The 11563-nt window shown below is 71.6% G+C and carries 11 protein-coding genes; 4 read left to right on the top strand and 7 right to left on the bottom strand.

What is annotated here, in order from left to right:
• Position 1 precedes the first annotated feature (1 nt).
• The 5 genes from ACFY4B_RS03735 to ACFY4B_RS03715 all read right to left on the bottom strand — a co-directional run bounded on the left by ACFY4B_RS03735 (position 2) and on the right by ACFY4B_RS03715 (position 5074).
• Entirely contained in the window at positions 2-253 is a 252-nt protein-coding gene (locus tag ACFY4B_RS03735; RefSeq protein ID WP_049651481.1) for an acyl carrier protein, read from the bottom strand.
• Positions 254-256: 3 nt separating this feature from the next.
• Positions 257-1093 (bottom strand): ACP S-malonyltransferase, encoded by an 837-nt coding sequence (locus tag ACFY4B_RS03730; protein ID WP_387966508.1) that lies wholly within the window; start codon positions 1091-1093, stop codon positions 257-259.
• 74 nt (positions 1094-1167) lie between these two features.
• Complete coding sequence (locus ACFY4B_RS03725) at positions 1168-2082, bottom strand: LysR family transcriptional regulator (protein WP_117487238.1); 915 nt, start codon at positions 2080-2082, stop codon at positions 1168-1170.
• Between the two features lie 599 nt (positions 2083-2681).
• Positions 2682-4214, bottom strand: coding sequence for an MFS transporter (locus tag ACFY4B_RS03720; protein WP_049651484.1), 1533 nt, complete (start codon positions 4212-4214; stop codon positions 2682-2684).
• A 182-nt stretch (positions 4215-4396) separates the two neighbouring features.
• Positions 4397-5074: a TetR/AcrR family transcriptional regulator gene (locus ACFY4B_RS03715; protein WP_049651485.1), complete on the bottom strand. Its 678-nt coding sequence runs from the start codon at positions 5072-5074 to the stop codon at positions 4397-4399.
• A gap of 165 nt (positions 5075-5239) precedes the next feature.
• On the opposite strand from ACFY4B_RS03715, the gene ACFY4B_RS03710 reads away from it, so the two are divergent.
• Both ACFY4B_RS03710 and ACFY4B_RS03705 read left to right on the top strand, forming a co-directional pair.
• A complete protein-coding gene (locus ACFY4B_RS03710) occupies positions 5240-5830 on the top strand; it encodes a Uma2 family endonuclease (RefSeq protein WP_387966355.1) in 591 nt (196 codons plus the stop codon).
• Positions 5831-5952: 122 nt separating this feature from the next.
• On the top strand, positions 5953-6741 hold the full coding sequence (locus tag ACFY4B_RS03705; RefSeq protein WP_375875196.1) for a VOC family protein: 789 nt from the start codon (positions 5953-5955) through the stop codon (positions 6739-6741).
• Positions 6742-6812: 71 nt separating this feature from the next.
• Here ACFY4B_RS03705 and ACFY4B_RS03700 read toward each other — a convergent pair whose 3' ends face one another.
• Together ACFY4B_RS03700 and ACFY4B_RS03695 are read right to left on the bottom strand one after the other, a co-directional pair.
• Positions 6813-7271: a hemerythrin domain-containing protein gene (locus tag ACFY4B_RS03700; RefSeq protein ID WP_074002297.1), complete on the bottom strand. Its 459-nt coding sequence runs from the start codon at positions 7269-7271 to the stop codon at positions 6813-6815.
• Between the two features lie 125 nt (positions 7272-7396).
• A complete protein-coding gene (locus ACFY4B_RS03695; RefSeq protein WP_387966354.1) occupies positions 7397-7993 on the bottom strand; it encodes a TIGR03086 family metal-binding protein in 597 nt (198 codons plus the stop codon).
• A gap of 211 nt (positions 7994-8204) precedes the next feature.
• Here ACFY4B_RS03695 and ACFY4B_RS03690 point away from each other — a divergent pair, with 211 nt between their 5' ends.
• Both ACFY4B_RS03690 and ACFY4B_RS03685 read left to right on the top strand, forming a co-directional pair.
• Positions 8205-8774: a DoxX family protein gene (locus ACFY4B_RS03690; RefSeq protein ID WP_049651490.1), complete on the top strand. Its 570-nt coding sequence runs from the start codon at positions 8205-8207 to the stop codon at positions 8772-8774.
• Between the two features lie 296 nt (positions 8775-9070).
• Positions 9071-11389 carry a M9 family metallopeptidase gene (locus ACFY4B_RS03685; protein ID WP_387966353.1) on the top strand — a complete coding sequence of 773 codons (2319 nt, stop codon included), beginning with the start codon at positions 9071-9073 and terminating at the stop codon, positions 11387-11389.
• Positions 11390-11563 lie beyond the last annotated feature (174 nt).

Here is an 11563-nt window from a genome sequence, read left to right as displayed (position 1 = left end):
CCTATTCCCCGGCGAGCTTCTTCTGGACGAATTCATCGATCGCGTTGAGCGATACGAGGACGTTCATGAGGATCTCGTCGCCGTCGAGGGCCAGCGAGAACTCGGACTCCAGGAAGCGCATCATCCTGACGTAGCCGAAGGAGTCGATGACCCCGGCCTTGAACAGGTCGGTGTCCGGGGTGGTCTCATCGTCGAACTCGAAGAGGAAGCGCTCCTCCAGGTACGTCCGGATCGTGTCCGTCGTCGATTCCATCGTTCAGGCTCCAGACGTGATTTTGTCGACCATGCGGGTGAGGGAGGTGCCCCCGATCTCGGTGAACTCCACGTCGTCGTCCCGGTCGAGGAGACTTCGTACGCAGTTGGTCCAGCGCACCGGGGCGACGAGCTGTTCGGCCAGCAGCCGGGCGGTCTCCTCCGGCCGGTGCGGCCGGGCGGTGACATTGGAGACGACCGGGGTGCGGGGTGCGGCGAATGCGAAGCCGGTGAGGAATTCCGCGAAGCGCACGCGGGCCGGCTCCATGTAGCGGGAGTGGAAGGGCGCGCTCACCCTCAGGCGGGCGACCCGGATCCCGTTCTCCTCCAGGCATTCGACCGCGGCGGCCAGCACGGGGGGAGTGGCCGCGATGACGAGTTGTGACGGGGTGTTCAGGCCGGCGATGTCGACGCCGTCGATCCCGTGCTCGGCGAGGAGCTCCAGCAGCCGTTCCTCGGGGGTGTCCAGGACGGCGGCCATGCCCCCGTCGGAGGCCGCGGCCATGAGCTCGCCGCGCTTGGCGACCAGCCGGAGCCCGGTCTCGAAGTCGAACACCCCGGCGGCCAGCAGGGCGTTGTACTCGCCGAGGCTGTGCCCCAGGTAGACATCCGCCGGGCGGTCCTCCCGGTGGGTGCGCTCGAAACCGTGCAGGGCGTTGACGACGAAGATCGCCGGCTGGGTGTACTCGGTCCGGCCGAGCAGGCCGTCCGGGTCCTTGGTGCACAGGGTGGCGAGGTCGTACCCCAGCAGGTCGGAGGCGAATCCGACCAGTCCTGGGTAGCGTTCGAGGACCTCGGCGCCCATTCCCTTGTGCTGGCTGCCCTGGCCGGCGAAGAGCATGGCGAACACGGCATTCCTCCGACGGGTGTCGCGGGGATGAGGGGGTGTGGCGAGAAGGGGGCGCGCGCCCGGTCTCACAGACGGCAGGTCGGGACGACCGACCTGAGCACGTTCAGGACCGCGCGGCCGCGCCGGTCGAGGGCGAGGCCGGGGGCGGCGGCCACGCCGAGCGACGCGGTCGGCGCGTCCCCGGCGAGTTCGACCGAGCGGATCCGGCCGCCGTCCAGCGTCGTGGCCCGGTGGGCGCGCTGGTGGACGAGGGCGAACCCGCACCCGGCGGCCACCAGGCCGCGGACGGTCTCCGGCCCGGTGGCGGTGACCACCGGTGGCAGCGGGACGCCGACGTCGGCGAAGAACTTCTCGAAGTGGAGCAGCAGCGGCGGGTCGTCGAGGGCGACGAACGGCCGCTCGGCGAGCTCGGCCAGGCGGACGGGGCCGGCCCGGCCGCACGGGTCGTCGTCCGCGACGAGCGCCCGCATGGGCAGCTCGGCCAGCGGGACGAACCGGGAGCCGCCGCTCAGGAAGTCGTAGGTGACGGCCAGTTCGCACTGCCCGTCCCGGAGCAGGGCCAGCAGCCGGTCGGCCGGTTCCTCCCGGGTGGTCAGCCGCAGGCCCGCGTGGCGTTCCGCGGTGATCCGGTGGGTCTGGGGGAGCAGGAACGGGGCGACCGGGGTGAGGAACCCGACGCCGAGCCGGCCTTCGATGCCGCCGGCCAGCGCGTCCCCCTGCTCCTGGAGGCTCCTGGCCTGTCCCAGCAGCGCGCGGGCGCCGAGGAGCAGGTCCCGCCCGTTCGGGGTGAGGGTGACCCCGCGGGCGTGGTGGCGCAGCAGCAGCTGCACGCCGAGTTGGCGTTCCAGCCGCATGATGGCCGAGGAGACGGTCGATTGCGAGGCTCTGAGCTTCTCGGCCGCTTCCGAGATGTTTCCGAGTTCGGCCGATTCCACGAAATAGCGCAACTGCGTGAGGCTGAAGTCCAGGCGGTCGGTCATTCTTCACGTCCGGAGTGATTTCTCGGTCGGTCGGATCGTGTGGGCGCGGTTCGCGCGCGTTCCGGCCGCTTCAGGTCCGGTGCGCGTTCCGGGGCGATCGTCTGGGCGTACGCGGCGCGGTTCCGGCGCCGGGACAGTGGAACCGTGGCAGGCGGTACCGGTCGTACGTGTGCGATGGCGACATGGCGGGGCTCTTCTCTGGCTTCGGGAGCGAGGAGAACACTGTCGAGCGGGTATCGCGAAACGCTGTGTGTCATGCGCGTGTCAAGAAAGTAAAAAGCGCAGGCCGGAGGGTCGTGGCCAGGAGTGTGCAGGAAGGTTCAAGGGTGCACACGGAACGAAGCGCTTCGCTCACCTTAGGCGACAGGTTGACCGTGGAACAAGGTCGCCCTGGGGCCGGGATGTGAGGAACTCGCGGGCGTATCCGGTGGGCCGGATTCCGCGGGCCGGACCGTACGGGGGCGTCCGAGGCCGGACCGTCCGGGACCGTCCGGGGTCGGATCGTCCTGGGGTGTCCCGGGCGGAAACGGCGAGCGGCCCGCCCGGTGTCGTGGAGGACACCGGACGGGCCGCGTACGCACCCGAGCAACCCCTGCGCGTCAGTGCACCAGCACCGGCACGTCGTTCTCGGCCGCCGAGCCCGCGTCCGAGCCCGTCGAGGCACCCGGCCGGCCGGCGTTGATGAAGGTGAAGGCGACCACGCCGGCCGCCACCAGGATCCCGAAGGACACCCAGATCGCGGTCGAGAAGCCGTGCACCATGCCCTGGAACTGCAGCACCTTGGCGGCCTCCGGCGAGGCGGCGGCCGCGGCGGTGGCGTGCGAGGCCAGCCAGCCGGTGGTCGCGCTGGCCGCGATGGTGTTCAGCAGCGCGGTGCCGATGGCGCCGCCGACCTGCTGCGAGGTGTTGACCATCGCCGAGGCCACACCCGCGTCGCGCGGCTGGACGCCGTGCGTGGCGAGGCTCATGGCGGGCATGAACGCGGTGCCCATGCCGAGGCCCATCAGGACCAGGCCCGGCAGGATCAGCGCCGGGTAGGAGGTGTCCAGGCTGATGTGGGTCAGCAGGAACATGCCGGCCGAGGCGACCAGGAAGCCGGGCGCCATCAGGTAGCGGGCCGGGACCCGGGTCATCAGCCGGGCGCCGATCTGGGTCGAGCCGGTGATCATGCCCGCCACCATCGGCAGGAAGGCCACGCCGGTCAGCACCGGGCTGTAGCCGAGCACGATCTGCAGGTAGTAGGTCAGGAAGAGGAACAGACCGAACATGCCGATCACGGCCATGCCCAGCGACAGGTACACCCCGCCGCGGTTGCGGTCGAGCACCACGCGCAGCGGCAGCAGCGGGGCCTTGACCCGGAGCTCCACCAGCACGAAGGCGGCCAGCAGCACGGCGGCCGCGACGAACAGGCCGATGGTGGTGCCGGACGACCAGCCGTCCGACTCGGCGCGGGTGAAGCCGTAGACCAGCGAGACCAGGCCGGTGGTCACCAGCAGAACGCCGGGGACGTCCAGCCGGTTGCGGTTGCGGCCCTCGGCGGGCTCGCGGATCACCATCACGGCGCCGACGGCGGCCACGATGGCGAACGGGATGTTGACGAAGAAGGTCCAGCGCCAGTTCATGTACTCGGTGAGCAGGCCGCCGAGGATCAGACCGATGGCGCCACCGCCACCGGCGATCGCACCGTAGATGCCGAAGGCCTTGGCGCGCTCCTTGGCCTCGGTGAAGGTCACCGCGAGCAGCGACAGCGCGGCCGGCGCGAGCAGCGCGCCGAACACGCCCTGGAGTGCGCGGGCGCCCAGCAGCATCGCGGTGTTGGCCGCGGCGCCGCCGAGCGCGGAGGCCAGGGCGAAGCCGGTCAGGCCGACGATGAAGGTCCGCTTGCGGCCCCAGAGGTCCGCGATCCGGCCGCCGAACAGCAGCAGCCCGCCGAAGGCCAGCGCGTAGGCGGTGATCACCCACTGGCGGTTGCCGTCGGAGATGCCCAGGTCCCGCTGTGCGGACGGCAGGGCGATGTTCACGATGGTCGCGTCGAGGACGACCATCAGCTGGGCGAGGCCGATGAATATCAGCGCCTTCCAGCGCCGGGGATCGGGCAGCGTCGCCGGTCGGGCGGCGTCGGTTCGAGACATGGGGGTACTCACTTCACGGTGCGTGTGGTGTGCGTGAACGGTCGGGTGCCGTGCGGCGGGCACGGCGGGTCGCCGCACCGGGAGGGTGCGGTGGCAGGGCGCGCCGGGGCACGGCGGCGCGCGCCCGGACGGCTGGTACTGGTCGGGCCCCTACAGGCAGGGGGTCGGTACTGGTGGGTCGGTCAGTTCTGGGGCTGGAAGTCCTCGAAGGTCGCGGCCCGGCCGGGCAGCACCGAAGGAGCCGGTGCGCGCAGGCCGTCCAGGAAGATCTGCAGGTGCCGGTGGACGAAGTCGTCGAGCAGTCGGCAGGCGGTGTTCGGCAGTGGCCGGGTCAGCTGGCTCATCGCGATGAACAGGTCACCGTGGTCGACGTCCGACCGCAGCTCGCCCGCGGCCCGGGCGCGCTCCATCAGCCCGCCCACGGCGGCCTGCAGGCGCTCCCGGATCTCGGTCAACTCCGGGTCGTACAGGTCGACATGGTTGCTGAACAGGGTGCACAGACCGCCGACCTTCTCCCCGACGGACGCGTGCGCGAACCGCTGGAGGGCGTCGAACGGCCCACTGCCGTCAGGGGCGTCCGCCTCCGCCGTCGCCGTCTCGGCGAGGGCCAGGATGCGGTTCTTGACGAGCACCGCCACCTCGCGGATCAGCGCCACCCGGTCCGGGAAGTTCCGGTACAGCGTGGCATTGCCGACCCCCGCCCGCTTCGCGATCTCGTCCAGCGGCGCGTCCGCACCGTACTCGACGAACGCCTCCCGGGCCGCCAGCACGATCCGCTCCCGGTTCCGGCTCGCGTCCGCACGCAACTTCGGCGTACGTGCGCTCCCCGCGGGACGGACCGACTCGGCGGTGGTGGTCACGACGACTGCTCCTCATCAGGATACCGGGGAAAATCTCCCCGCTTCTTCCAACGTACTCGGAAACGGGGAATCCGTCCCCGGAATTTCCCCTCACCATGTGACCTGCGTCACACAATCCCTCTGCTCTCGGGCAGGGATGTCACACCCCGGCCCTACGGTCGCGGTATGTGCACGGCTCCTGACGCACCGCGCCGATCGCAGATGCGACCCGAAGAGTTCGAGGAACTCGCGCGCCTGGCTTTCCGGGCGCTCGAGGGTCTCCAGTTGGAGTTCCTCGGCGGGCGACTGGGAGTGAAACCGAGGTCGGGCGGCACCCACGGCTGTGTGATCGAGTGGCTGGTGCGGAGCTGCTTCCAGGCGCGGCCGGAGCTGTGGCTGCACAGCCATGGCCTGAGGATGCGGGGAACCGACGGCGGACGGGTCCATCCCGATGGCACTCTGGCCCCCGCCGAGGCCTTCGTCGGGCAGGGGGAGTGGGTCGATGCGGATCGCGTGCTGATGGTGGTCGAAGTGACCGATGCGGACGTCGACGCCGATCGGCGCGCCCGGGTCGAGAAGCCCCGCGCCTACGCCGAGGCCGGCATCCCCGTCTACCTGCTGATCGACCGGGACTCCGCGGAGATCATCGTCCACAGTCAGCCCGACGGCGTCCGCTACGAGACCGTTCACACCCTGCCGTTCGGCAAGGCCGTCCGCCTCCCCGACCCGGTGGGCATCTCCCTGGACACCGAGCCCCTCAAGAACTGGGTGCGCTGATCCCGGGCATGGCTTCCCCGGGGCGGTGAGGGTGGCGCCCTAGGCTGTGGGCGTCCCGGGCGGCCGGTGGGCCGTGGGAGTCGGGAGGGGCCCGGCGGCCGGGTGGGCGGAGGAGGTTCGCGATGGGCAGCGGTGAGACGGTCGCCCGGGTGCGCTGTGTGGCGGCCGTGCCGTGCTGGGTGAGCCTGATGGCCCCGGATCTGGAGGACGCGAAGAAGTTCTACGGCCCGCTGCTCGGCTGGGAGTTCGAGCCCGGGCCGGACCGCTTCGGCCCGTACGTGCACGCGGTGACCGGCGGGGAGGCGGTGGCCGGGCTGGGCGTCGCCGGTGTCGGGGCGGTTCCGCTCGCGTGGACCAGTTACTTCGGGACGGAGAGCGCCGACGCCGCCGCCGACGCGGTGCGGGAGCGCGGCGCGACCCTGGCGGTCGGCCCGCTGGCCTTCGACGCCGGGCGGGTGGCCTTCGCGGCGGACCCGGCGGGCGCGGTGTTCGGCATCTGGGAGGGCCCGCCGGGCCGGGCCCGGAAGCTGGACCTGCCCGGGGCGCCGGTCTGGATCGAGCTGCGCACCCCGGACCCGTTCGCGGCAGCGCTGTTCTACGGCGAGGTGTTCCGCTGGGACGGCCGCGACCCGGAGCGCTTCGACGTCCGCTGGGAGCACGACCGGGTGGTGCTGCGCGCCGAGGGGCACAGTGTCGCGGCGCTGGCCAAGGAGCAGGCCGGCGGCCCGGCCGGGATGCCGCCGCACTGGGAGGTGTCCTTCGCCGTCCCGGACACGGACCGGGCGGTGGCCCGGGCCGCGGAGCTGGGCGGCGGGGCGCTCGGGCCGGCCTTCGACTCCCCGTACGGGCGGGTGGCCCGGCTGCGGGACCGCGAGGGTGCCCGGTTCGCGGTGATCAGCCCGAAGCATTGATCCGGCCCGGAGGAATGATCCGGCCTGAAGGAATGAGCGGGCTCGGAGGGACGGGCCGGCGGGAGCGCTGATCAGTCCGGGGCGTCCAGTTCGGCCCGCTCCGCCCGCAGCCGGTCGCCCAGCGCGGTGCGGGCGGCCGCGGGCAGGGCCTTGCGGGCGGCCGGGAACAGCTGCTCCTCCTCCCCGCGCAGGTGCCGCCGCAGGGTTTCGGCGAGGCCGCGCAGCAGGGTGTCGAAGGCCGGTTCGGCCGGTCCGAGCCCCTGGAGGTCGGCGAGGTACTGCCCGATCGCCAGGTGGTCGTGGATGCTGCGGAAGACCAGGGCCCCGCCGTCGGGCACGTCGTGCTGCACCACTGGGAAGAGGTGTTCCTCCTCGGCGGCGCAGTGGGTGAAGAGGAGGTCGGTCAGCCGGGCCACCAGCTCGCCGCGTCCGGGGTCGCCGGCCGGTGCGGCCTCGATCCGGTCGAGCAGTTCGGTGACCGCCCGGTGGTCGGCGGTGAACTCGCCGAGGATGTCAGGCCTGCGGCTCATGGCCCGCCCGCCTCTCGCACGGAAGACTTCCCCCGCTGTCTTCCAGTATCCGGCGCCGGGCCGTCCGGCCGGAGGCACGCGCCGCTCACCCCCCGTCGAGCCCGCTCACCCTCCGTGGGTCCCGCTCACCCCCCGTCCCGCCGCCCGGTGAGGGCGAGCAGCCGGGTCTGCGGGTCGGCGTCCTCGGGCACCGGCAGCGGCGGGTCGAAGAGCCCGCTGCCGGAGAGGTCCCCGTACCCGGCGAACTCGCCGAGCGCGAACCCGACGAGCCCGTCGGGGAGCCGGGTGTGCCGTCCGATGCCCTCGGCGAGGTCCCAGGAGTGGATCACCAGGTCGGTGGTGAGCTGGTCCAGGTAGTACTGCCCCGAGGTGTCCCCGAAGGAGAGGTGGACGGTCAGCTCGGTGGCGCCCGGGACGGCCCAGGCCTCCCGGGCGGCCGCGGCGGCGTCGGTCCAGGCGGTGACGGGGTCGTCGCCGAGCACGTCGCCGTCGAAGCGCTCGCCGACCTCGCCGACGGTGGCGCCCATCAGCAGCTCGGGCACCCAGAGCTGTTCGCCGGTGAGGTGGTTGACGAGGTCGCGGACGGACCAGTCGCTGCACGGGGTGGGGGAGTCCCACTGTTCGGGGGTGATCAGTCGGACGCGCTCGCCGAAGGCGTCCAGCGCCTCGGGGTACGGGGTGCCGGTCCGGGTCTCCCGTCGGTGCTGCCTGTGGTGGGCCATGTCTCCACCCTCTCCGGCCGGGGCGGGGCCCGCGAGTCGCCGACGGCCCGTCAGTTGTTCAAATTCGAACTTCGGGGTACGGTCGGTGAAGCGGCGGTTCAAATTTGAACAATGGCGCCGGGTGACGATCCCTGCCTGCCGCACCACCACAACCCTTGACCGTGTCCGGCCGCGCCGGACGACGACCGAACCCCGATCGATGGAGACGCGCATGCCGAGCAGCAGCCCGAGCACGACCGCCGCCACCACCACCGTCAGCCCGACCCGGGACACCGCCGGGTCCGCGACGACCTCCCCGCACGCCTACGACGCTGGACTCCTGCTCCTGCGCCTGGCCCTCGGCCTGACCATGGCCGCGCACGGCAGCCAGAAGCTGTTCGGCTGGTTCGGCGGCGGCGGGATCGACGGCACCGGTCAGTTCTTCACCATGAGCGGCTACCCGGCCGGCAACGCCATGGCCGTGGTGGCCGGCCTCACCGAGACGCTGGGCGGACTCGCCCTCGCCGTCGGCCTGCTGACCCCGCTGGCGGGCGCCGCGATCGTCGGCACGATGGTCAACGCGATAGCCGTCACCTGGGGCGGCGGCTTCTTCGCCCCGAAGGGCAGCGAGTACGAGCTGCTGCTGACCGCCGGTGCCGCCGCGCTCGCCCTGACCGGCCCCGGCCGCTACGCCGTGGACCGCTTCCTGCCGGTGCTGCGGGCGCACCGCCTGGCGTACGGCGCGGCCGCCGTCGTGGTCGGCCTGGTGACGGCGGGCGTGATCCTGCTGCTCCGCAAGTAGCCGGAATCCGGCGGTAGTCGGTTCCACCGATCCGCGGGCCCGAAGGGCATGGCGACGACGACGTCGCCATGCCCTTCCGCTTTTCCGGATGGGTAGGGCTTGGGTAAAGGCCTTCACAATGATGTGTGATGTGTGCAATATTACATGGCACATCCCCACTGTTTCCACGACGGACCCGCCCCACGGGTCCCGTCGCGGACGGTCCTCGCTCCCCCGTAGGCCGCGCCCCAAATCGCGGCCGATGACGGCCCGGAGGCCCCCACGTGAATGGCCAACGCTTACTGCGAGTCCCGCGGTTGGCACGACTGTTGACGCTCGTCCTGTCCCTGTTCCTGGCGGTCGGCCTGTTCGCCCCGCTCAGCCAGGCCGCCCCCGCCGGCCCCACCCCCGGCGGAACCACCCCCGGCGGCACCCCCGCCGGTACGCCCACGGGCACGGCGCCCGCCCACCTGGCGCCGCCGCCCGCGATCGGCGAGAGCCGCGCCGACACCACCCCGGCGAAGCCGGACGGCCGCAAGCGCCTCAGCCCCGAGGACCTGGTGCCCCAGTCGCCGACGGCCCCGCTCACCGGCCTGCCGACGGCCGGGCAGCCGCAGGCCAAGGCCTTCGGCCTGGACGCGGCCGCCGCCCGGCCCTGCAACGTCGGCGACTTCACCAGCCGTACCGGCAGCGCGCTGGTCCAGCAGATCAAGTCCGTCGACCTCCAGTGCGTCAACTCGCTGTTCAAGATCGGCCGCGGCGACGCCGCCAACGCCTTCCGCGAGTCGCAGATGGTCACCGTGGCGAACGCGGTGCGCGACGCCGCCAACGGCTACCAGGGCAACGACAGCGGCTCGATCGCGGAGCTGATGCTCTACCTGCAGGCCGGCTACTTCACGCAGTTCTACAACCCCGACGTGGTGGGCCCCTACGGCAGCGGCCTGAAGGACGCCTCCCGCGCCGCGCTGGACGCGTTCTTCGCCAACCCCCGTTCGCGGGACGTCACCGCGGACAACGCGAGCCCGCTGGCCCGGGCGGCCACGCTGATCGACAGCATCAAGGACAGCGCCCGCTACCTGCCCGTCGTCAAGCGCCTGCTGTCCGACTACGACAGCGCCACCTGGAACCCGAACGGCATGGTCTACGCGGTGACCCCGGCGCTCACCGCGCTGTTCGCCGGCCACTGGGAGGCCGACTTCCTCCCCGCCGTCAAGGCCGACCCGAGCGTGCTGGACGCCCTGTTCACCTTCATCTCCCGCAACCAGGGCCTGCACGGCGGCACCTACGGGCGGACGGTCTACGAGGCGACCAACGAGCTGACCCGCTTCATGCAGTACCCGGACCTGCTGCCCCGGCTGCGCCCCTACGCGCGGGCCCTGGCCCAGCAGTCCGCCCCGACCGGCCCCACGATGTACCAGCGCGGCTCGGTGACGCTCGCGGTGAACTGGTGGGACAAGGGCAACTGCTCGTACTACGGCACCTGTGACGACCCGGCGAAGTTCAAGGCCGCCAACCTGACGGTGAAGCACAGCTGCAGCCCGAGCATCGTCATCCTGGCCCAGGCGCTGGACGCCACCCAGCTGAACACCGCCTGCACCAGCCTGAACGGCCAGGACGCGTTCTTCCACGCGGTGGCCAAGGACAACGGCCCGGTGAAGGACGACAACAACAAGACGATCGAGGTCGTGGCCTTCCACTCCTCGCTCGACTACCAGGTGCTCGCCGCGGTCATCTACGACATCAACACCAACAACGGCGGCATGTACCTGGAGGGCGACCCGGCGGCGGTCGGCAACCAGCCGCGCTTCCTCTGCTACGAGGCCGAGTGGGCCCGCCCGTCCTTCGAGATCTGGAACCTCAACCACGAGTACACCCACTACCTCGACGGCCGGTTCAACGTGTACGGCGACTACGACGCCGGCCAGGTCCAGCCGATCGACTGGTGGGTCGAGGGCTTCGCGGAGTACGTCTCCTACTCGTACCGCAAGGTCGTCAACGACGGTGCCATCGCGGTCGCTTCGCAGCACGCCTACCGGCTGAGCGAGCTGTTCGACACCGTCTACGCCACCAGCAGCCAGGACCGGGTCTACCGCTGGGGCTACCTGGCCGTGCGCTACATGCTGGAGCAGCACCGCTCGGACCTGGACGCGGTCCTCGCCAAGTACCGCGCCGGTGACTGGAACGGCGCCCGCGCCATCCTGAAGACCACCATCGGCACCCGCTACGACGCCGACTTCGACAGCTGGCTGACCAAGTGCGCCGCCGGCGCCTGCGCCACCGACACGCCGGGCCAGCCGCAGCTGCCGGAGTGCGCGGGCAACGACGTCCGGCTGCTCTCGGCCAACTGCGTGCGCGGCAACGTCGCGGCGACCACCGGCAACTACGCGCACTTCTACCTCCTGGTGCCGGCCGGCACCAAGCAGATCAAGGTCACCAGCAAGGGCGGCACCGGCAACGGCGACCTCTACTACAACCCGACGAGCTGGGCCTACACCAACGCGTACGTCACGCGCTCGGCGGGTCCGGACAACGCGGAGACGCTGACCGTCACCAACCCGCCGGTCGGTGGCTACGTCTTCTTCAGCCTCTACGCCCAGCAGGGCTTCAGCGGGGTGAGTGTCACGAGCGAGATGTGAGCCGACCCCGGCTGACCCCAGACAGGTGACCGCCCCGGGCGGAGCGCTACGGCGCCCCGTCCGGGGCGGGTCTGTTGACGGACCGTCACCACGATCCCTCCGTGAATTCCCCGCAAACTGCGCACAACGCCCCGGGTTCCCAAGGCCATGTGAGATGTGCCATGGTACATGTCA

This window comes from Kitasatospora sp. NPDC001261, assembly GCF_042896795.1.
In the GTDB taxonomy this organism is placed as follows: Bacteria; Actinomycetota; Actinomycetes; order Streptomycetales; family Streptomycetaceae; genus Kitasatospora.
Note: the sequence above shows the minus strand (reverse complement) of the source record. Positions and strands in the feature narration are given on the sequence as shown.